General features: G+C 69.1%; 20 protein-coding genes. 11 read left to right on the top strand and 9 right to left on the bottom strand.

Annotation, left to right across the window (positions count from 1 at the left end; all coding sequences use genetic code 11):
• Both AC01Y6_RS06600 and AC01Y6_RS06595 read right to left on the bottom strand, forming a co-directional pair.
• Positions 1-105, bottom strand: a 105-nt coding sequence (locus tag AC01Y6_RS06600) for a peroxiredoxin family protein (protein ID WP_476670804.1), incomplete at its 3' end; no start/stop codon positions are given.
• Positions 105-590, bottom strand: coding sequence for an adenosine diphosphatase (locus tag AC01Y6_RS06595; protein WP_428720086.1), 486 nt, complete (start codon positions 588-590; stop codon positions 105-107). The genes AC01Y6_RS06600 and AC01Y6_RS06595, both read right to left, overlap by 1 nt.
• 58 nt (positions 591-648) lie before the next feature.
• On the opposite strand from AC01Y6_RS06595, the gene AC01Y6_RS06590 reads away from it, so the two are divergent.
• Positions 649-1,782 (top strand): CofH family radical SAM protein, encoded by a 1,134-nt coding sequence (locus AC01Y6_RS06590; protein ID WP_476670800.1) that lies wholly within the window; start codon positions 649-651, stop codon positions 1,780-1,782.
• Here the strand turns inward: AC01Y6_RS06590 and trpA are convergent.
• Positions 1,779-2,561 carry a tryptophan synthase subunit alpha gene (trpA, locus tag AC01Y6_RS06585; protein ID WP_476670798.1) on the bottom strand — a complete coding sequence of 261 codons (783 nt, stop codon included), beginning with the start codon at positions 2,559-2,561 and terminating at the stop codon, positions 1,779-1,781. The genes AC01Y6_RS06590 and trpA overlap by 4 nt on opposite strands.
• Entirely contained in the window at positions 2,558-3,775 is a 1,218-nt protein-coding gene (trpB, locus tag AC01Y6_RS06580; RefSeq protein WP_428715998.1) for a tryptophan synthase subunit beta, read from the bottom strand. Before trpB ends, trpA begins: the two co-directional genes overlap by 4 nt.
• A gap of 194 nt (positions 3,776-3,969) precedes the next feature.
• On the opposite strand from trpB, the gene thyX reads away from it, so the two are divergent.
• Positions 3,970-4,782 carry an FAD-dependent thymidylate synthase gene (gene thyX, locus AC01Y6_RS06575; RefSeq protein ID WP_476670796.1) on the top strand — a complete coding sequence of 271 codons (813 nt, stop codon included), beginning with the start codon at positions 3,970-3,972 and terminating at the stop codon, positions 4,780-4,782.
• Here the strand turns inward: thyX and ligA are convergent.
• Entirely contained in the window at positions 4,779-6,800 is a 2,022-nt protein-coding gene (gene ligA, locus AC01Y6_RS06570) for an NAD-dependent DNA ligase LigA (RefSeq protein ID WP_476670794.1), read from the bottom strand. The two genes, thyX and ligA, sit on opposite strands and share 4 nt — an antisense overlap.
• A gap of 97 nt (positions 6,801-6,897) precedes the next feature.
• Here ligA and tpiA point away from each other — a divergent pair, with 97 nt between their 5' ends.
• Positions 6,898-7,650, top strand: coding sequence for a triose-phosphate isomerase (gene tpiA / locus AC01Y6_RS06565; RefSeq protein WP_428720081.1), 753 nt, complete (start codon positions 6,898-6,900; stop codon positions 7,648-7,650).
• Positions 7,651-7,698: 48 nt separating this feature from the next.
• On the opposite strand, the gene AC01Y6_RS06560 is transcribed toward tpiA, so the two are convergent.
• Together AC01Y6_RS06560 and gap are read right to left on the bottom strand one after the other, a co-directional pair.
• Complete coding sequence (locus tag AC01Y6_RS06560) at positions 7,699-8,868, bottom strand: phosphoglycerate kinase (RefSeq protein ID WP_347241593.1); 1,170 nt, start codon at positions 8,866-8,868, stop codon at positions 7,699-7,701.
• Positions 8,869-9,864, bottom strand: coding sequence for a type I glyceraldehyde-3-phosphate dehydrogenase (gap, locus tag AC01Y6_RS06555; protein WP_476670793.1), 996 nt, complete (start codon positions 9,862-9,864; stop codon positions 8,869-8,871).
• A gap of 163 nt (positions 9,865-10,027) precedes the next feature.
• Between gap and AC01Y6_RS06550 the strand changes: the two genes are divergently transcribed.
• The 8 genes from AC01Y6_RS06550 to AC01Y6_RS06515 all read left to right on the top strand — a co-directional run bounded on the left by AC01Y6_RS06550 (position 10,028) and on the right by AC01Y6_RS06515 (position 17,514).
• The gene (locus tag AC01Y6_RS06550; protein ID WP_476670802.1) at positions 10,028-10,615 is read left to right on the top strand and encodes a biotin transporter BioY; all 588 of its coding nucleotides are present in this window, start codon (positions 10,028-10,030) and stop codon (positions 10,613-10,615) included.
• The gene (locus tag AC01Y6_RS06545) at positions 10,615-11,322 is read left to right on the top strand and encodes a carbon-nitrogen hydrolase family protein (RefSeq protein WP_476670792.1); all 708 of its coding nucleotides are present in this window, start codon (positions 10,615-10,617) and stop codon (positions 11,320-11,322) included. The genes AC01Y6_RS06550 and AC01Y6_RS06545 overlap by 1 nt, the downstream gene beginning before the upstream one ends.
• A 44-nt stretch (positions 11,323-11,366) precedes the next feature.
• A complete protein-coding gene (gene smpB, locus AC01Y6_RS06540; RefSeq protein ID WP_347241604.1) occupies positions 11,367-11,801 on the top strand; it encodes an SsrA-binding protein SmpB in 435 nt (144 codons plus the stop codon).
• On the top strand, positions 11,798-12,949 hold the full coding sequence (locus AC01Y6_RS06535; protein WP_476670790.1) for an N-acetylmuramoyl-L-alanine amidase family protein: 1,152 nt from the start codon (positions 11,798-11,800) through the stop codon (positions 12,947-12,949). Before smpB ends, AC01Y6_RS06535 begins: the two co-directional genes overlap by 4 nt.
• Positions 12,946-13,440 (top strand): GerMN domain-containing protein, encoded by a 495-nt coding sequence (locus AC01Y6_RS06530; protein ID WP_428722170.1) that lies wholly within the window; start codon positions 12,946-12,948, stop codon positions 13,438-13,440. The genes AC01Y6_RS06535 and AC01Y6_RS06530 overlap by 4 nt, the downstream gene beginning before the upstream one ends.
• On the top strand, positions 13,437-16,466 hold the full coding sequence (locus tag AC01Y6_RS06525; RefSeq protein WP_476670788.1) for an AAA family ATPase: 3,030 nt from the start codon (positions 13,437-13,439) through the stop codon (positions 16,464-16,466). The genes AC01Y6_RS06530 and AC01Y6_RS06525 overlap by 4 nt, the downstream gene beginning before the upstream one ends.
• Positions 16,456-16,782 carry a nucleoside triphosphate pyrophosphohydrolase family protein gene (locus tag AC01Y6_RS06520; protein ID WP_347241599.1) on the top strand — a complete coding sequence of 109 codons (327 nt, stop codon included), beginning with the start codon at positions 16,456-16,458 and terminating at the stop codon, positions 16,780-16,782. The genes AC01Y6_RS06525 and AC01Y6_RS06520 overlap by 11 nt, the downstream gene beginning before the upstream one ends.
• 75 nt (positions 16,783-16,857) lie before the next feature.
• Positions 16,858-17,514: a peroxiredoxin gene (locus AC01Y6_RS06515; RefSeq protein ID WP_347241600.1), complete on the top strand. Its 657-nt coding sequence runs from the start codon at positions 16,858-16,860 to the stop codon at positions 17,512-17,514.
• Positions 17,515-17,593: 79 nt separating this feature from the next.
• Here the strand turns inward: AC01Y6_RS06515 and AC01Y6_RS06510 are convergent, their stop codons facing one another.
• Together AC01Y6_RS06510 and AC01Y6_RS06505 are read right to left on the bottom strand one after the other, a co-directional pair.
• Positions 17,594-17,842: a TFIIB-type zinc ribbon-containing protein gene (locus AC01Y6_RS06510; protein ID WP_347241601.1), complete on the bottom strand. Its 249-nt coding sequence runs from the start codon at positions 17,840-17,842 to the stop codon at positions 17,594-17,596.
• Positions 17,843-18,529, bottom strand: a complete 687-nt coding sequence (locus AC01Y6_RS06505) for a zinc metallopeptidase (RefSeq protein WP_428716757.1) — start codon at positions 18,527-18,529, stop codon at positions 17,843-17,845.
• Positions 18,530-18,840: the final 311 nt, after the last annotated feature.

Genomic DNA, 18,840 nt, shown 5'->3' with positions numbered 1-18,840 from the left:
GTAGAGGACCACCCACCGCCCCCGGTAGTCGGAGAGGCGGTGGACCCTTCCCTCCTGGTCGGGGAGAGCGAAGTCTGGGGCCAGCGTGCCTTCCATGAGGGGCATTATAGCTTGTAACCGAAGCGGCGAAGCAGGTCCTTGCGCCAGGCCACCTCGGCCTCGTCCTCCACGCCCAGGGGCGTGAAGCCGTCCATGACCCCGAGGATGGCCCGCTGCTCCCCCTCCTCGGCCACCACCACCTTGAGGGGGTTGGCGGTGGCGGCGAAGATCCGCACCACCTCGGGGCAGGCCTTTACCGCGTGGAGGACGTTGATGGGGTAGAAGCCCTCCCCCAAGACGATGAGGAAGGCGTGGCCCGAGGCCAGGTTGAGGAGGTTCTTCACGGCAAGCTCCACCAGGGCCTCGTCCGTCCCCGAGCGGCGGACGAGGCGCTTACCGCTCGCCTCGGAGAAGGCGAGGCCGAACTTGATGCCGGGCACGGCCGTGACCAGGGCCTCGTGGAGGTCCTCCACCGTCTTGATGAAGTGGGCCTGGCCCAGGATGACGTTCAGGTTTTCGGGCTTCTCAATGGGGATGAGCTTGAGCTCCATGCCCCGATTTTACCGGAGGCCACCCCCCCCGGGAAAACGCGGGTGTAGGATAGGGTACATGGACGTCCTGGAGAAGGCCGTGGCCGGGGAGAGGCTTTCCGAGGCCGAGGTCCTAAGCCTTTTTGACCTGCCCCTCCCCGAGCTCGCCGCCGCCGCCCACGAGGTGCGCCTCAGGAAGACCGACCCCGAGGTGGTGACCTTCCTCATAGACCGCAACATCAACTACACCAACGTCTGCACCGTGGCCTGCGCCTTCTGCGCCTTCTACCGCACGAGGAGGCAAAAGGACGCCTACACCCTGAGCTACGAGGAGATCGCAAGGAAGGTGGAGGAGCTCTACGGGGTGGGGGGCAGGCGGATCCTCATGCAGGGCGGGGTCAACCCCGAGCTTCCCCTGGAGTGGTACCTGGACCTCCTCCGCTACCTCAAGGGGCGCTTCCCCGACCTGCGCATAGACGCCTTCAGCCCCGAGGAGATCCTGGGGCTGGAGAGGCTCACTGGGCTCAGGGCCGAATCCATTCTTGAGAAGCTCAAGGAAGCCGGTCTGGACGGGATGCCGGGGGCGGGGGCGGAGATCCTGGTGGACGCGGTGCGGCTTAAGGCCGCCCCCGCCCGCATCCGGACCGCCGACTGGTACCGCATCGTGGACGCGGCCCAGGCCCTCGGGCTTTACACCCTGGCCAGCATGGTCATCGGCTTCGGGGAAGGGCCGAGGGAAAGGACCGCCCACCTCCTGGGCCTCCGCGCCCAGCAGGATAGGGCCCTGGAGCGCCACAAGAACGGCTTCGCCGCCTTCGCCCTCTGGACCCTCCAGGTGGAGCACACCCGCCTCAAGGGCAAGGCCCCCGGGGCCACGGCCCACGAGTACCTGAAGACCCTCGCCATCGCCCGCCTCGCCCTGGACAACTTCGCCCACTTCCAGGCCTCCTGGCCCACCCTGGGCTTCAAGGTGGCCCAGGCCGCCCTCTACTACGGGGCCGACGACTTCGGGAGCACCATGCTGGAGGAGAACGTGGTCTCGGCGGCGGGGGGGCACGGGCGCACCCACGCCACGGTGCGCGAGATCGTGCGCCACATCGTGGACGCGGGGTTCAAGCCCGCGGAGCGCGACCCCCTCTACCGCGTCCTCCGCTACCCGGACCCCGAGGCCATCCTGAAGGAACCGGAGCCCGTGGAACTGCCCCTGGCCTAGGGGGCGGCCTCCCTCAGGTAAAGGCCCTGGCGGACCTCCTCCAGGATGGGGCCCAGGGGGTGGCCCGCCTCGAGGGCCCGGATGAGGGCGCTTCCCACCACCACGCCGTCGGCCACCGCCGCCTGCTCCGCCGTGGCCCGGTTGGACACGCCGAAGCCCACGGCGATGGGGATGGGGGTCTTGGCCCGAATGCGCCGCACCAGGTCCTTGACCTCCTCGGGAAGCCTTTCCCGCGCCCCCGTGACCCCGGTGACGGAGACGGCGTAGACGAAACCGGTGGCGTAGCGGACCACGGCGGCGATGCGCTCCTCCGTGGAGGTGGGGGCGAGGAGAAACACCGTTTCCAGGCCGATCTCCTGGGCGAGGCGCACCAGGGCCGGGTCCTCGTCGGGAGGGAGGTCGGGGAGGATCGCCCCCGTGGCTCCCGCCTGCTTGAAGAGGCTGAAGAAGCGCTCGGGCCCCCAGGCGAGAACCGGGTTCAGGTAGGTCATGAGGAAGAGGGGCTTCTCGGTGAGGGCGCGCACCTCCCGCACGAGCTCCAGCGTCCCCTGGACGCTCATGCCCTTCCTCAAGGCGGTTTCGCTTGCCCGCTGGATCACGGGGCCGTCCCCCAGGGGGTCGGAGTAGGGCAGGCCGATCTCCAAGAGGTCGGCGTAGGGCAAGACCTCCTCCACCGCCCCTAAAAAGCCCTCCCGGCTGGGAAACCCCGCGGTGAGGTAGGGGATGAGGGCGGCCCTTCCCTCCCTCTTGGCCTTGGCGAAGGCCTCCTTCGTGGTCATAGCTCTCCCCCGAGGAGGCGCATGGCCTCGGTGACGTCCTTGTCCCCCCGGCCCGAGAGGTTGATGACCACCACCTGGTCCTTCTCCATCTCCGGCACCACCTTGGCGGCGTGGGCGATGGCGTGGGCGGACTCCAAGGCGGGGATGATGCCCTCGAGCCTGGCCAAGAGCTTAAATCCCTCCAGGGCCTCCTCGTCCGTCACGCTGGCGTACTCGGCGAGGCCGGTGTCGGCGTAGTAGCTGTGCTCCGGCCCCACCCCCGGGTAGTCCAGCCCCGCGGAAACGGAGTGGGCCGGGGTGATCTGGCCGTCGTGGTCGTAGAGGAGGTACATGTAGCTCCCGTGCAAAACCCCCCGCTTCCCCGCCCCGATGCTCGCGGCGTGCCTGCCCGTGGAAAGCCCTTCTCCGGCCGCCTCCACCCCGATGAGCCTGGGCCTTTCCCCCTCGGGAAGGTAGGCGAAGGGGGCGAAGAGGCCGATGGCGTTGGACCCGCCCCCCACGGCGGCGATGAGGGCGTCGGGGTAGCGGCCGAAAAGCTCCTGGCTTTGCCGCTTCACCTCCTCCCCGATGACGCTCTGGAAGTCCCGCACCATCATGGGGTAGGGGTGGGGGCCCACCACGGAGCCCAGGATGTAAAAGGTGGTGCGCACGTGGGTGATCCAGTCGCGGATGGCCTCGTTGGTGGCGTCCTTGAGGGTGCGGCTCCCCGCGGCCACGGGGCGCACCTCGGCCCCAAGAAGCCTCATGCGGAAGACGTTTAGGGCCTGGCGCCGCACGTCCTCCTCCCCCATGTAGACCACGCACTCCATGCCGAAAAGGGCCGCCACCGTGGCCACGCTCACCCCGTGCTGGCCCGCCCCCGTTTCGGCGATGACCCGCCTCTTGCCCATGCGCTTCGCCAAAAGGGCCTGGCCCAGGGTGTTGTTGATCTTGTGGGCCCCGGTGTGGAGGAGGTCCTCCCGCTTGAGGTAGACCTGGGCTCCGCCCCAGTGCTCGGAGAGCCGCTTGGCGTGGTAGAGGGGCGTGGGCCTCCCCGCGAAGTTCCTCAGGTAGTGCTCCAGCTCCGCCAAAAAGGCGGGGTCCTTCTTGGCCTCCCGGTAAGCGGCCTCCACCTCCTCCAGGGCCGGGATCAAGGTCTCCGGCACGTACCGCCCCCCATAGGGTCCAAAGCGGCCCCGCTCGTTAGGTAGGGGAAAATCGGGTAAGGTGAGCATATCCCTCCAAAAGAAGGCGCCAAGCGCCCGCAAGCCTTTTTATCCTAAGCCTTCCGAGCCCCAAGGGCCAAGCCCGCACTTCGCGCATCGCCCTCGGAGGCCCCTAGTGGCGCCGCTTGCAGGCGAAAGAGGTCCTGGCCCGCATGCCCTAAGGGTAAGGGGGAAAGGGGCACCTGGCAAGTAGACTGGGAAACATGGAGCCTGGAAGGGCCATCCCCGTCCTGGACAAGGGCTTCGTGCGCCTGGTGGACCAGATGGGGGACGACCGGGCCATCGTCCAGGCGGCCCGGGTCTCCTACGGGGAAGGAACCAAGACCGTGCGGGAGGACGCCGCCCTCATCGACTACCTCATGCGCCACCGCCACACGAGCCCTTTTGAGATGGTGGAGTTCAAGTTCCACGTCAAGGCCCCTCTTTTCGTGGTGCGCCAGTGGTTCCGCCACCGCACGGCGAGCGTCAACGAGGTCTCGGGGCGCTACTCCGTCCTCAAGGAGGAGTTCTACGAGCCCGAGGCCTTCAGGAGGCAGGCTGCGAGGAACAAGCAGGGCTCGGAGGGGGCCCTCTTGGACGAGGAGGCCCTCGCCCTCCTGAGGAAGGTGGAACAGGAAGCCTACGGGACCTACCAGGTCCTTCTGCAAAAGGGCGTGGCCCGGGAGATGGCGAGGATGGTCCTCCCTTTAAACCTCTACACCGAGTTCTACTGGAAGCAGGACCTGCACAACCTCTTCCACTTCCTCAAGCTCCGCCTCGCCCCCGAGGCCCAGTGGGAGATCCGCCAGTACGCCCAGGCCATCGCCGAGCTCGTCAAGGCCAGGGTCCCCCTGGCCTGGGCCGCCTTTGAGGAGCACGTCCTGGAAGGCGCCCTCCTCTCCCGCACGGAGCTTAGGGCCTTGAGGGGCCTCCTCACCCCGGAGCTCTACGAGAAGGCCCTCGCCTCCTTGGGCCTTGGGGGAAGCCGCCTGAAGGAGGCCCTGGAGAAGCTCTTCGGCCCCGGGGAGGCCCCTTAGACGAGCTCTTCCACCTTCCTCCCCGCCCGCGCCTCCAGGAGGCGGTAAAGCTCCTCCTCCGTCAGGGTGGGGACCCCGAGGGCCCTGGCCTTCTCCAGCTTGCTCCCCGGGTTTTCCCCCACCACGAGGTAGCTCGTCTTGCGGCTCACGGAGTCCGTCACCTTGGCCCCAAGGCGCCTTAAGAGGGCCTTCACCTCCTCCCGGGGCCGGGAAAGCTCCCCGGTGATGACGAAGGTGAGGCCCTTTAAGGCTTCGCCCCCCTTCTCCTTGGCCTCCATCGCCACCCCCGCCTCCTTGAGCCTCCGCACCAGGTCGCGGAAGGCGGGGTCCTTGAGGGTCTCCAGGATGGCCCTCGCGGTGAGCTCCCCCACCTCCTCCACCTCCAAAAGCTCCTCCAGGCTGGCCTTAAGGAGGCGGTCCATGGTCTGGAACTTGGCCGCCAGGTTCCGGGCCAGGACCTCCCCCACTCCCGGAAGCCCCAGGGCGTAAAGGAGGCGCTCCAGGCCCCGGCCCTTGCTCTCCTCTATCTGGCGGAGGAGGTTCTCTGCGCTCTTTTCCCCCATGCGTTCCAGGCCCACCAGGTCTTCCTTCCTCAAGCGGTAGAGGTCGGCCACGTCCTTGACCAGCCCCTTCTCCAAAAGCTTCTCGATGAGCTTCTCCCCCAGGCCCTGGATGTCCATGGCCTTGCGGGAGGCGTAGTGGCGGATGGCCTCAAAGCGCTTGGCGGGGCACAAGGGGTTCGGGCAGCGGTGGACCTTCCCCTCCTTGACCAGGGGGTGGCCGCACTCGGGGCAGGTTTCGGGCCACCTTATGGGCCGCTCTTCCCCGGTTCTCTTCTCCTTCAGGACCCTGAGCACTTCGGGGATGACTCCGCCCGCCTTGTGCACCAAAACCCAGTCCCCGATGCGGAGGTCCAGCTCCTCTATGTAGGCCTCGTTGTGGAGGGTGACCCGGGAGACCTCACTCCCCTCCAGGAAGACGGGCTCCAGGACCCCCACCGGGGTTACCCGCCCCGTGCGCCCCACCTGGAAGACCACGTCCAAAAGCCTCGTCTCCTTCTCCTCGGCGGGGAACTTGTAGGCGATGGCGAAGCGGGGGGCGCGGGCGGTGTAGCCGAGCTCCCGCCAAAGGAGAAGATCGTCTAGCTTCACCACCACCCCGTCCGCCTCAAAGGGAAGCGCCCGCCGCTTCTTCAGCCAGTCCTGGTAGACCGCCTCCACCCCTTCCGCCCCCACGGCCCGGGTGAAGCCGTGCTCCACGGGGAAGCCCTTCTCCCTAAGCCAGAGGAGGAGTTCGTACTGGGTCTTGAGGCCCGTCTCCTCCAGGCCGAGGCCCAGGGCGTAGAAGGTGGCCCTGAGGCCCCGCTTGGCGGTGATCCGGGGGTCCTTCTGCCTTAGGGAGCCTGCGGCCGCGTTCCTGGGGTTTTTGAAGACCTTCTCCCCCCGCTCCTCCAGCTCCTCGTTGAGCCGGAGGAAGGCCTCTATGGGCATGTAGACCTCGCCCCGGACCTCGAGGCGGTCCGGCACCCCCTTTAGCCTTCTCGGAATGGTGGGGATGGTGAGGAGGTTCTGGGTCACCTCCTCCCCCACCTCCCCGTCCCCCCGGGTGGCCCCAAAGACCAGGACCCCCTCCTCGTAGTAGAGGTTCACGGAAAGCCCGTCCACCTTGTGCTCCACGGTGTAGGGAAAGGGGCCCTTCCGCCCCAGGGCCCGCTCTACCCTCTCCTCAAAGGCCCGGACCTCCTCCAGGGTGAAGGCGTTGTCCAGGGAGTACATCCGGGTGGGGTGGCGGATGGGGCGGAAGGTGGCCTCGAGGGGCCTCGCCCCCACCTGAAGCGTGGGGGAATCGGGGCTTTTGAGCTCGGGGAAGCGGTCCTCAAGCTCCTTCAGTTCCCTTAGAAGCCGGTCGTACTCGGCGTCGGAGATCTCGGGGTCGTCCAGGACGTAGTAGCGGTAGTTGTGGTAGCGGATGAGGTCCCGAAGCTCGTTCACCCGCCTGCGGGCTTCCTCGAGGGTCATGCCTTGAGACTACCACGCCGGTTAGGGTGGGCCCCTGGACCTTCCCCAAGTTGTTCCCATGGCCATCCGCAAGGAGGGTTTTCGTTAAGATGTCCCCATGCGGCGCGTCCTTGTGGCGGGCAACTGGAAGATGCACAAGACCCCTTCCGAGGCCCGGGTCTGGTTCGCAGAGCTCAAAAGGCTCCTTCCTCCCCTAGATTCGGAGGCGGCGGTGCTCCCCGCCTACCCCATGCTCCCCGCGGCCAAGGAGGTGCTCTCGGGCACGGAGGTGGCCTACGGGGCCCAGGACGTCTCCCCCCACAGGGAGGGGGCCTACACGGGGGAGGTCTCAGCCCGGATGCTTTCCGACCTCGGCTGCCGCTACGCCATCGTGGGCCACTCGGAGAGGAGGCGCTACCACGGGGAAACGGACGCCCTGGTGGCCGAGAAGGCCAAGAGGCTTCTGGAGGAGGGGATCGTTCCCATCCTGTGCGTCGGCGAACCCCTGGAGGTCCGAGAAAAGGGTGAGGCGGAGGCCTATACCCTGAAACAGCTTCTCGGGAGCCTGGATGGCGTGGAGCCCAGCGCGCCCGAGCGCCTGGTCATCGCCTACGAACCGGTTTGGGCCATCGGCACCGGGAAGAACGCCACCCCCGAGGACGCCGAGGCCATGCACCGGGCCATCCGCAAGGCCCTCTCGGAGCGGTACGGGGAGGCCTTCGCCCAAAGGGTCCGCATCCTCTACGGGGGAAGCGTGAACCCCAAGAACTTCGCCGACCTCCTCTCCATGCCCAACGTGGACGGGGGGCTCGTGGGCGGGGCAAGCCTGGAGCTTGAGAGCTTCCTCGCCCTCCTACGGATTGCGGGCTAGGGGAGGGCGAGGCCGAGGGAGGCGGTCGGAAGGGGTAGCAAGATGGCGTTACTTTAGAACCTCGAGGCCGGGCAAGGTCCCCTTCTCCAAAAACTCCAGGCTGGCCCCGCCTCCGGTGGACACGTGGCCGAAGCGGTCCTTAAGGCCCAGGCGGTTCACCGCCGACACCGAGTCCCCCCCGCCCACCACGGTGAAGGCCCCTTCCAGCCCGGCCAGGGCCCGCCCCACGGCCAGGGTCCCCTGGTCAAAAGGCGGCACCTCAAACACCCCCATGGGCCCGTTCCAGAAGGCGGTGCGCACGCCCCTTAAAGCCTCCCGGAAAAGCTCCTGGGTCTTGGGCCCGATGTCCAGGCCCATGTAGGGCACGGGGATGGCCCGGGCCGGATAGACCCGGGTGTCCACACCGGGCTCTATGCGCTCCGCCGCCACCACGTCCTCGGGGAGGTAGACCCGGACCCCAAGGGCCTCGGCCCGCCCTAAGAGGTCCCGGGCGAGGTCCAGCCGGTCCTCCTCCACGAGGCTCCTCCCCACCTCCCCGCCCAAGGCCTTGAGGAAGGTGAAGGCCATGGCCCCGCCCACCAAAAGGCGGTCTATCCGGGGGAGGAGGCTCTCAATGACCCCGATCTTGTCGGAGACCTTGGCCCCGCCCAAGACCACGGCGTAGGGGCGCTCGGGGTCCTGGAGGAGGCGGGTGAGCGCCCGCACCTCCCGCTCCATGAGGAAGCCGGCGTAGGCGGGCAATAGCCTCGCCACCCCCACCACGCTGGCGTGGGCCCGGTGGGCGCTCCCGAAGGCGTCCAGGACGAAGGCCTCCCCGAGCCTGGCGTAGCGGGCGGAAAGCTCGGGGTCGTTCTTCTCCTCCCCCGGCTCAAAGCGGACGTTCTCCAGAAGGGCCACCTCCCCCGGGGAGAGGTCCCTCACCGCCTTTTGGGCCTCCTCCGAGCCGGGGCTATGGGGCACGAAGCGCACCCCGGGAAGGTGCCGCCCCAAGGCCTCGCCCACGGGGGCCAGGGAGTATTTGGGGTCAGGCCCCTTGGGGCGGCCCAGGTGGGAGAGGAGGACCAAGGAGGCCCCGCCCTCCAGGAGGTAGCGGAGGGTGGGGAGGCTTTCCTGGATGCGGGTCTCGTCCTGGACCTTTCCGTCTTGGATAGGGACGTTGAAGTCCACCCGCACCAGGACCCGCTTGCCCCTGGGGTCCAGGTCCTTGAGGGTGCGCATCTAAACCCCCTTCTTGAGAACGAGCTCCACCAGGTCGGCCACCCGGTTGGCGTAGCCCCACTCGTTGTCGTACCAGGCGAAGACCTTCACCAGGTTGCCGAGGGCCTTGGTGAGCTTCCCGTCCACGATGGAGGAGTGGGGGTCCATGACGATGTCCTGGAGGACGATCTCGTCCTCGGTGTAGGCCAGGATGCCCTTCAAAGGACCCTCCGCCGCGGCCTTGAGGGCGGCGTTCACCTCCTCGGCGGTCACCTCCCGCTTGAGGAGGGCGGTGATGTCGGAGATGCTTCCCGTGGGGGTGGGGACCCTGAGGGCCATCCCGTCAAACCGCCCCTTGAGGGAGGGGAGGACCAAAGCGGTGGCCTTGGCCGCGCCCGTGGTGGTGGGGATGATGTTGACCGCCGCCGCCCGGGCCCGGCGCAGGTCCTTGTGGGGCAGGTCCAGGAGGCGCTGGTCGTTGGTGTAGGAGTGGACGGTGGTCATGAGGGCCTTCTCCACCCCGAAGGCCTCCTCCAGGACCTTCATCACGGGGGCGAGGGAGTTGGTGGTGCAGCTGGCGTTGGAGAGGATGTGGTGCCTGGCGGGGTCGTACTGCTCGTGGTTCACCCCGAGGACGATGGTGATGTCCTCCCCTTTGGCGGGAGCGGTGATGATGACCTTCCTGGCCCCGGCCTCGAGGTGGGCGCGGGCCTTCTCGGCCTCGGTGAAGACCCCGGTGGACTCCACCACCACCTCCACCCCGGCCTCCTTCCAGGGGATCTCCTTGGGGTCCTTGATGGCCGTGGCCCGGATGGCCTTCCCGTTCACATAGAGGTTTTCCTCGTCGTAGCCCACCTCCCCGGGGAAGCGACCATAAACGGAGTCGTACTTCAAGAGGTGGGCCAGGGTCTTGTTGTCGGTGAGGTCGTTGACCAGGGCCACCTCCACGCCCCGCCCGTGGAGGATGCGGAAGACCTGGCGGCCGATCCTGCCGAATCCGTTGATGCCTACCTTCATAGCTCGCCTCCTTAGGCCCCTCGGTGGCAAAGGGAGGCCATGGGCTTAGTATAGGGCCTCTCCCATAAGTTTTTGCCCCTCCTTCCCTTCGGGGTTGACGCGTAAACCTTTTTGGGGCATGTTGGTTTACGACCGCCTCGAGGCGGTCCTCATGGAGGTACCTATGAAGGCAACCACCCTTTCCCAAGCCCTCTGGCCTAGGCCCACCCTGGCCCGCAACCTGGCCCTGGTCTTCGCGGGAAGCCTCCTGGTGGCCCTCACCGCCCAGACCGCCCTTCCCCTCCCCTTCAGCCCGGTGCCCATCACCGGGCAGACCCTGGGCGTCCTCCTGGTGGGGGCGGCCCTGGGAAGCCGCTTGGGCTTCCTCTCCCTCCTCGCCTACCTGGTGGAGGGGGCCATGGGCCTCCCCGTCTTCGCCGGGGGGACGGGCGGGATCGCCAAGATCCTCGGGCCCACCGGGGGGTTCCTCCTGGCCTTCCCCCTGGCGGCGGGGCTCGTGGGGCTTTTGGTGGAGCGCTTCGGCCTGGACCGGAGCTTTTTCGGCACCCTCCTCGCCATGCTCCTGGGGAACGCCCTCCTCTACCTGGTGGGGCTTCCCTGGCTCGCCGCCTGGCTCATGGGCGCGGGGAAGTTCGGGGGCGTTTCCGCCCTCTTGGCCATGGGGCTTTTCCCCTTCATTCCCGGGGACCTGGCGAAGGCCCTCCTCGCCGCCCTCCTCCTTCCCACCGCCTGGCGCTTCCTGGGCCGCTGATGCGCCTCGCCCTGGCCCACCTGGGGAGGCGGGAAAGCCTAAGGGAGCTCCTCCAGGTCCTCCGCCCCTTGGCCGAAGAGGCCAAAGACCGGGGGGCAGAGCTTCTCCTCCTCCCTGAGCTCGTCCTGGGGAAGCGGGAAGAGCCCGGGCTTTCCGAGGCCCTGGGGGAGCTGGCGGAGGAGGCGGGGCTTCTCCTCCTCGCCGGGCACCTCGCGGAAGGGGAAAACCGCCTCCAGGCCTTCCCCCAAGGCCCCACCTACGCCAAGCTCCACCTTTACCGGGCGGAGGGGGAGGAGGGGGACGAGGGCCTACGCCCCGGGGAAAAGCCCGTCCTCTTCCCCTTCGGGGGCCAAAGCTTTGGCCTCGCCCTCTGCTACGACCTGGACTTCCCCGAGCTCTTCCGGGCCTACGCCCTAAAGGGCGCCACAGGCTTTCTCCTGGGGGCGGCCTGGCCCGGGGCGTACGCCGGGCTCTTGGAAGTCCTCGCCCGGGCCCGGGCGGCGGAGAACCAGGCCTACCTCTTCCTGGCGAGCCGCGCGGACACGGGAAGCCCCACCCTCTTTATCTCCCCCGACGGGCGGGTCCTGGGGAGGCGGGAGGAGGAAGGCCTCCTCCTCGCCGAGCCCGACTGGGGCTTCCTCGAGGCCTACCGCAAGAAGTACCCCCTCCTCCACCACCGCCGGGAGGACCTCTACCGGCTTTGGTAACGCCGGGGCCCCCATGCGGGCTTGGGCCCGCATGGGGTGGTAAGATAGCCCCCGTGCTGGAGAACCGCCGCGCGCGGCACGAGTACGAGATCCTGGAGACCTACGAGGCGGGCATCGCTCTCAAAGGGACCGAGGTCAAGTCCCTGAGGGCGGGGAAGGTGGACTTCACGGGAAGCTTTGCCCGCTTTGAGGACGGGGAGCTCTACCTGGAAAACCTCTACATCGCTCCCTACGAGAAGGGCTCCTACGCCAACGTGGACCCCCGCCGCAAGCGCAAGCTCCTCCTCCACCGCCACGAGCTGAATAAGCTAAGGGGCCGGGTGGAGCAGAGGGGCCTCACCCTGGTCCCCTTGAAGATCTACTTCAACGAGCGGGGCTACGCCAAGGTGCTTTTGGGCCTCGCCCGGGGCAAGAAGGCCTACCAGAAGAAGGAGGACGACAAGAAGCAGGCCCTAAGGCGGGCCCTGGAGGAACTATGAGGCTTTGGCCCTTCCTGCCCTTCCTGGCCCTGGCCCTGGCCCAAGCGCCCAAGCCCCTGCAGGTGGGGACCCTCGCCGGGGAGGCCCTTTACCCCGGGGGCCTAGGGGTGGCCTACGGGGAGGCGCGGCTTCTGGCCCGGGGGCTGGGGCTTGCCCTTTGGCGAGGGGAGGACCGAGTGGCCTTGGGCCTGGGAAGCCGCTTCCGAAGCTTCCCCGTCCTGGGCCAGGAAAAGGAGGCGGCGAAGAAGGGAGCCGCCTGGAAGCGGGAGGACGGGGTCTACGTCCCCCTGGGGCCCCTGGCAGAGGCCCTGGGGCTCCAGTACCGGGCCCAGGTGGGCGTGGCCCTGAGCCTCCCCTGGGCCAGGCTCCTGGGAGTGGAAAGGACCTCGAGGCGCATTCTCCTGCGCTTTTCCCGGGAGGTCAACGCCCTCAAGCAGGAGGGCGGGGTGCTCTTCCTCCTGGCCCAAGGGGAGGAACCGGGTCTTGAACAGAAGGCCCTGGGCCTCTTCCTGCCCCTGGACACCCCCCCCGACCGCCTCTACTACCCCGGGGGCGGCCAGGTGGCCCTGGAGTGGGGGGCCCTGCCCAGGCCCACCCCCCAGGTCCTGCTGGACCCTGGGCACGGGGGGGCGGACCCGGGCTTGGTGGTGGAGGGGCTACAGGAAAAGGACCTCACCCTGGACCTGGCCCGGCGGGTAGCGGCCCGCCTGCCGGGAAGCCGCCTGACCCGGACCCGGGACGAGACCCTGCCCCTTGAGGCCCGCCTCCAAAAGGCGAGGACCGCCTCGGTGGTGGTCTCCTTCCACGTGACCCGGGGAAGCGGCCTCAACCTCTACCTGGCCAAGACCCGCTCCACCCCCCTGGCCCAGAACGCCGAGGCCCTCCTGAAAACCGCCCCCAAGGAGCAGGCCGCCCTCCTCAGGGTCTACGCCGGGGACCCTCGCCTCCTGGCGGAGGCCCTGGCCCGGGCCTTCTCCACCTTGGGCCTGGTGGTGGCCCAGGCCGAGGGCCCCTACGCCCTCACCGACGTGCCGGGGGCGGCGGTGGTCCTGGAGGTGGGGGCGGAGCGGCTCAGGACCGAGGAAGCCCGCAAGACCCTGGCCCAGGCCGTGGCCCAGGGCATCCGCCAGTACCTGGAGGCCCCATGAGGCGCTTCCTGACCCCCTGGAACCTCCTCGGGCTTCTGGTCTTCCTCCTGGGAAGCCTCGCCTACTGGCGGGCCCAAGGGGGCCCCTCCGCCCCCATCCTGCCCCTGCCCGCCGAGGAAAAGCAGGCCTCTTCCCTGACCCTGGTCCTCTACCGCCCCAACCCCCCCCAGGGCTTCCTCAAGGAAACCCTGACCCTGGAGCTCGGCCCCGGGGAAACCCCGGAGGCCAAGGCCTTAGGGGTCTGGGCGGAGGCCCTAAAGGCCCCTCGCCCGAGGGCCCTCTTTCGGGTGGGGAAGACCCTGGTGGTGGACCTGCCCCAGGACTTCGCCCAGGGCCTGGACGCGGGGGGGGAGGCCTACCGCCTCTACAGCCTGGCCTACACCCTCCTCGCCTCCTTTCCGGGGGCCAAGGAGGTGCGGTTCTTGGTGGAGGGGAAACCCAGCCCCGGCCTGGCCCACCTGGACCTGAGCCAGCCCTACGCCCTGCCATGAAGGAAACCTGGCGCTTAGACCGCCTCGTCCTCCAGGGGTTCAAGTCCTTCGCCGAGCGCGCGGTCTTGGACTTCCCCGACCCCATCACCGGCATCATCGGGCCCAACGGCTCGGGGAAGAGCAACCTGGTGGAGGCCCTGCGCTTCGCCACCGGGGCCCGGGCCCAGGAGCTCAGGGGCCAGGAGCTTAAGACCTTCCTCTTCCACGGGGCCGAGGGAAGGCCCCCGGCGGGCTTCGCCGAGGTGCGCCTGGAGCTTTCCCGAGGGGGCGAGCGCCTGGTGGTGGAGCGCCGCATTGAGGGGGAGCGGAGCCTCTTCCGGGTGAACGGCCGCCCCTTAAGCGCCAAGGCCCTGGCCCTCCACCTGGCGGGCACCGGGCTCGGCCGGGGAGGGTACGCCATCGTGGGCCAGGGGGAGGTGGGGGCCCTCCTCGAGGCCCCCGAGGAGGTCCTTCTCGGCCACCTGGAGGAGGCCGCGGGGCTCCGCCCCGTGGCCGAGGCCGCCCGCGCCGCCCTGGAGCGCCTGGAGGAGGCCACGGCCCTCCTAGAGGCCAAGGAGAGGGAGCTTTCTGGGCTCAGGGAAAGGGCTTTGGCCCTCGAGGCCGAGGGGGAGCGGGCGCGGAAAGCCCGGGAGCTCGCCGGGCTCGTCCTTGGCCTCAGGCGAAGCCTCCTCCTCGCCCGCAAGGAGGAGGCGGAGAAGGAGATGGCCTCGGCCGAAGCCCGCCTAGAGGCCCTGGCCCAGGAGGAGGAGGGGCTCCTAGAGAGGAGGCGGGCCCTCGAGGCCCGGCGGGAGGCCCTGGCCCAGGAGGAGGAAGCCCTGAGAAGGCGCCTGGAGGAGGTCCGCCTCGGCCTCAAGGAAAGGGAGGCCCTAAGGGCCGAGGCCAGGGAGCTCGGCCGGGTCCTCAAGGCCCTGGACCGCCCCCCGCCCGAAGACCCCGGCCCCCCGCCGCCCCCGCCCCCCCTGCCCCGGGAGGAGGCGGAAAGGCGCCTTAAGGCCCTGAAGGAGGCCGAGGCCCGGCTCCTGGCGGAGAAGCGCCGCCTGGAGGAGGCCTGGCGCCGCTACGAGCTGGAGCTCGCCCGCCACCAGGAGCGCCTCCTCGCCTACCAGCAGGCCCTGGAGGAGCGGGCCAGGCTGGAGGGGGAGCTCAAGCGCTGGGAAGAGGCCCTGAGGGCCCTGGAGGAGGCGGTGGGAGAGCGGCGCAGGCTGGAGGCCCGGCTTCGCGAGGTCCAGGCCCAGGCCCTGGCCCTGGAGCGGGAGCGCTCCCGCCTGGAGGGGCTTCTCGCCTCCGGAGCCGACCTCCAGGAAGGCCCCCGGCGGGTGCGGGGCCTCCCTGGAATCCTAGGGGTGGTGGCGGACCTGATAAGGCCAGAGAAGGGGCTGGAGCTCGCCCTGGAGGTGGCCTTAGGGCCCAGGCTTCAGTGGGTTCTCGCCGAAGACGAAAGGGCGGCCCAGGAGGCCATCCTCCACCTCAAGGCCCGGGGGGGGCGGGCCACCTTCTTGCCCCTCACCCTCCTGGACCCCCCTCCCCCGCCCCGCCCCCGGGAGGCGGAGGGGCTCCTTGGCCCCGCCTACCGCCTGGCCCGCCTCCGCCTTCCCGGCCTCCCTGAGGAGGCCGTCTTAAGGGTCCTCCTGGGGGACACCCTGGTCTTCCGGGACCTCGAGGCCGCCCTGGCCTACCGCAGGGCGGGGGGAAGGGAAAGGCTCGTCACCCTGGAGGGGGAGGTCCTGGAGCGCACCGGGGCCCTCACCGGGGGGAGGGTGAAGGGAGGAGGAGAGGCCCTGCGCCTCCGGGGGCGTCTGGAGGAACTTCACGGGGAGCTCGGCCGCCTGAAGGAGGAAGCCCAAGCCCTGGAGGAAGCCCTGAAGCCCCTGCCCAAGGCCCAGGCCCTGGAGGAGGCCCGGGCCCAGGTGAGGGCCCTCAAGGCCCGCCTCCAGACCCCACCTCCCAGGCCCCCCGAGCCCCCCTCGCCCCCGAAGGAGCCCCTGGAGGGGGGAAGGCTCGAGGCGCTCCTCATGGAGAAAAAGGCCCTGGAGGAGGCCCTGGCCCAGGCCGGGGCCTGGGAGCGCTGGCGCCTCCTCAAGGAGGCCAAGGAGGCCTGGGCCGAGGCGAGGGAGGAGGCCAAACGGGTGAGGGCCCGCCTCGCCGAGCTGGAAGGCCGCCTCGTGGCCTCAAGCCCCCTGGAGGAGGAGGCCAAGGCCCTGGAGGCCCGCCTCGAGGCCCTGCGCCGGGAAAGGCGCCAGGCCGAGGAGGCCCTGGCCCAGGCCCTCGCCCGCTGGAACGCCCTGCTTTCGGAGCGGGAGGCCCTCCGCCTCACCCTGGCCCGGAGGGAAGCCCTCCTGGAGGAGCTTTCCCGGGAGCTCGCCCAGCTTCCCCCCGGGGAACGCCACCCGGGAAGCCCCCGGGCCCTCCAGGCGCGGCTCGCCCAGGCCGAACGGGACCAGCAGGCCCTGGGCCCGGTGAACGCCCTGGCCGAAAGGGAGCTCGCCGCCCTGAAGCCCCTCCTCCTGGCCAAGGAGAAGGAGGTGCAGGAGGCCACGGAGGCCCTCCTCCGCCTCGAGGCCGAGGTCAGGGCGGTGGAGAGGGAGTACGCCGAGCGCCTTAAGGAGAGCTTCCACCGCTTCCAGGAGGCCTTCCGGGCCCACGCCGAAGGGCTTCTTGGAGCCCAGGCCGAGGTCCGGCGGGAAGGCCGGGGGCTTCGGCTTCTCCTCGTGCCCCGGGGCAAGCGCACCCAGGACCTCCGCCTCCTCTCCCTAGGGGAGAAGACCCTTGGGGCCCTGGCCTTCCTCTTCGCCCTGGGGGAGCTTCAAGGGGGGCTTCCCATCGCCATTCTGGACGAGGTGGACGCCGCCTTAGACGAGGCGAACCTCCTGCGCTTCGCCCGCTTTTTGCGCTCGGGGCGGCAGTTCCTCCTGGTGACCCACCAGAAGCGGACCATGGAGGCCTGCCACGCCCTCTACGGGGTCACCACCGAAGGGGGGGTGAGCCGGGTGTACGCCATCCGCAAGGAGGTGGTCCATGAGCTTTGAGGAGTACCAGAAAGAGGCCCAGAAGACCGCCCTCTACCCCGAGGCCCACCGCCTGGTCTACCCCGCCCTGGGCCTCGCCGGGGAGGCCGGGGAGCTCGCCAACAAGGTGAAGAAGGTCCTGCGGGACCACGGGGGGCAACTCAGCGAGGAGGCGCGGGAAGCCATCCTCGCCGAGCTTGGGGACGTGCTCTGGTACGCGGCCCAGGTGGCCACGGACCTGGGGGCGAGCCTCGAGGCCGTGGCCCAGGCCAACCTGGAGAAGCTCCGCTCCCGCAAGGAGCGGGGAAGGCTCGGGGGCTCCGGGAACAACCGATAATGCGAAGCGCTTGCGTTAAATACCCCGATGAGGTATAATTCCCCCGCTGGCCCGGCCAGCGAAAGGAGGCCGTGTATGGATGAAACCGCCGTACCCACCCTACCCCGCCTGAACGAACCCGCTCCCGACTTCGTGGCCAAGACCACCCTCGGGGACCTGAGGCTTTCCGACCTGAGGGGCAAGTGGGTGGTCCTCTTCAGCCACCCCGCCGACTTCACCCCGGTCTGCTCCACGGAGTTTTTGGCCTTCGCCGAACGGCAGAAGGAGTTTGAGGCCCTGGGAGCCCAGCTGGTGGGCCTTTCCATAGACTCCATCTACGCCCACCTGGCCTGGCTCAAGGACCTGGAGGAGATGTCGGGCATCTCCATCACCTTCCCCGTCATCGCCGACCTGGACATGAGGGTCTCCAAGCTCTACGGCATGATCCACCCCGCCGCCAGCGAAACCGCGGCGGTGCGGGCGGTCTTCATCATTGACCCCCAGGGGATCCTGCGGGGCATGCTCTACTACCCCCTGACCACGGGCCGCAACATTGACGAGATCCTCCGCTTCCTCCAGGCCCTGCAGTTCACCGACCGCACCGGCCTCAACACCCCCGCCAACTGGCGGCCCGGGGAGCCGGGCATCGTCAAGCCCCCCGCCACCCTCCCCGAGCTGAAGGCCGACGAGGCCAAGAAAGGGGAGTACACCGAGTACCGCCGCTGGTACCTCCGCCTCCAGAAGGCCGAGTAGCCCTCGAGGCCAAGGACCCCCTGGGCTTCCCCAGGGGGTCTTCCCGCTACCCCCTCCTGGCCAGGGGGCCGAGGAAGGGCTAATCAAAGAAGTCAAAGAGCTCCAGAAAGCCCTTTTTCTTCTTGTAGGGCTTCCCCTCCTTGCGGTAGTAGGCCTCCCGTTCCTCCTCGTAGGAGCGCTCCACCTCGCGGGCCTCGGCCAAAAGCTTCTCCAGCTCCCCCCGGTCCAGCCACACCCCCCCGCACTGCGGGCAGAGGTCTATGAGGACCCCCCGGCGCTCCACCTCCTTCATGCCCACCTGGCAGTGGGGACAAAGAAGCAGGGGCACCTACTCCTCCCTCCGGCCAAAGAAGCCCAGGAGGCTTGCGTAGTAGAGGATGGTGGCCAAGGAGCTCGCCAAAGCCGCCACGTAAGTGAGGGCCGCCCAGGTGAGCACCTGCCGGGCCGGGCCCATCTCCTCGCGGCTCAGGAAGCCCATGCGCCGGAGGAACTCCAGGGCCCTCCTGGAGGCGTCAAACTCCACGGGCAGGGTGATGAGCTGGAAGAGGGCCACGGCCAGGTAGAGGTAGAGGCCGAGCTTGGCGAGGCCGATGGCCCCGAGGAAGAGACCCGCCAGCACCAGGATGGGCCCCAGGTTGCTCCCGAGGCTCGCCGCCGGCCAGAGGCTCGCCCGCACCCTGAGCCAGGCGTAGCCCTGGGCATCCTGCACCGCGTGCCCCACCTCGTGGGCCGCCACGGCCAAAGCGGCGAGGCTAGGGGAAGCGTAGTTGGGCTCGGAAAGCCGCACCGCCTTGGCGTGGGGGTCGTAGTGGTCGGTGAGGGCCCCGGGCACGGGTTCCACCCGCACCTGGGCGAGGCCATGGGCGTCCAGGATGGCCCGGGCCACCTCGGCCCCCGTGAGGCCGCGGCTGTTGGCCACCCGGGCATAGCGGGCGAAGGTGGCCTGCAACCCTCCCTGGATGATCAGGCTGGCCACGAACACCAGCCCCATGAGCGCCAACGCCAGCATGTCCATGCTCTTCCTCCTTCCTGGGGAGTAGCAAGAGCCTCGAGGCCACCCTTCCAGGTGGTCTCGCCATGCGCCCTAAGGCGCCCCAGCCGACCGGGGAAGCCTCCCGTACTGACGACCGGCTGGCCCCTTTACGGGGCGGCTACTCCCCAAGGGCCTTTATACCAGAAAACCCCTCCTGGCACAAGGACCCGGGCAACTGAGAGGCTGTCGTAAAAGCTCTCCACGGCCAGCTACGCGGCCCTGGCCAGCCGCTTCACCAACAAGCGTAGCATGCCCAGATACACCCAGGCCTCAAGGTAGCTTCGCTGACCACT

This window comes from Thermus sp. (assembly GCF_056332225.1).
The sequence above is the reverse complement of the archived record's forward strand: the minus strand, read 5'-3'. Positions and strand labels throughout refer to the sequence as shown.

Excerpts from the sequence above, each read along its gene's own strand:
- AC01Y6_RS06595 (WP_428720086.1), bottom strand. The coding sequence starts at position 590 with ATGGAGCTCAAGCTCATCCCCATTGAGAAGCCCGAAAACCTGAACGTC.
- AC01Y6_RS06590 (WP_476670800.1), top strand. The coding sequence starts at position 649 with ATGGACGTCCTGGAGAAGGCCGTGGCCGGGGAGAGGCTTTCCGAGGCC.
- trpA (WP_476670798.1), bottom strand. The coding sequence starts at position 2,561 with ATGACCACGAAGGAGGCCTTCGCCAAGGCCAAGAGGGAGGGAAGGGCC.
- trpB (WP_428715998.1), bottom strand. The coding sequence starts at position 3,775 with ATGCTCACCTTACCCGATTTTCCCCTACCTAACGAGCGGGGCCGCTTT.
- thyX (WP_476670796.1), top strand. The coding sequence starts at position 3,970 with ATGGAGCCTGGAAGGGCCATCCCCGTCCTGGACAAGGGCTTCGTGCGC.
- ligA (WP_476670794.1), bottom strand. The coding sequence starts at position 6,800 with ATGACCCTCGAGGAAGCCCGCAGGCGGGTGAACGAGCTTCGGGACCTC.
- tpiA (WP_428720081.1), top strand. The coding sequence starts at position 6,898 with ATGCGGCGCGTCCTTGTGGCGGGCAACTGGAAGATGCACAAGACCCCT.
- AC01Y6_RS06560 (WP_347241593.1), bottom strand. The coding sequence starts at position 8,868 with ATGCGCACCCTCAAGGACCTGGACCCCAGGGGCAAGCGGGTCCTGGTG.
- gap (WP_476670793.1), bottom strand. The coding sequence starts at position 9,864 with ATGAAGGTAGGCATCAACGGATTCGGCAGGATCGGCCGCCAGGTCTTC.
- AC01Y6_RS06550 (WP_476670802.1), top strand. The coding sequence starts at position 10,028 with ATGAAGGCAACCACCCTTTCCCAAGCCCTCTGGCCTAGGCCCACCCTG.
- AC01Y6_RS06545 (WP_476670792.1), top strand. The coding sequence starts at position 10,615 with ATGCGCCTCGCCCTGGCCCACCTGGGGAGGCGGGAAAGCCTAAGGGAG.
- AC01Y6_RS06535 (WP_476670790.1), top strand. The coding sequence starts at position 11,798 with ATGAGGCTTTGGCCCTTCCTGCCCTTCCTGGCCCTGGCCCTGGCCCAA.
- AC01Y6_RS06530 (WP_428722170.1), top strand. The coding sequence starts at position 12,946 with ATGAGGCGCTTCCTGACCCCCTGGAACCTCCTCGGGCTTCTGGTCTTC.
- AC01Y6_RS06525 (WP_476670788.1), top strand. The coding sequence starts at position 13,437 with ATGAAGGAAACCTGGCGCTTAGACCGCCTCGTCCTCCAGGGGTTCAAG.
- AC01Y6_RS06520 (WP_347241599.1), top strand. The coding sequence starts at position 16,456 with ATGAGCTTTGAGGAGTACCAGAAAGAGGCCCAGAAGACCGCCCTCTAC.
- AC01Y6_RS06515 (WP_347241600.1), top strand. The coding sequence starts at position 16,858 with ATGGATGAAACCGCCGTACCCACCCTACCCCGCCTGAACGAACCCGCT.
- AC01Y6_RS06505 (WP_428716757.1), bottom strand. The coding sequence starts at position 18,529 with ATGGACATGCTGGCGTTGGCGCTCATGGGGCTGGTGTTCGTGGCCAGC.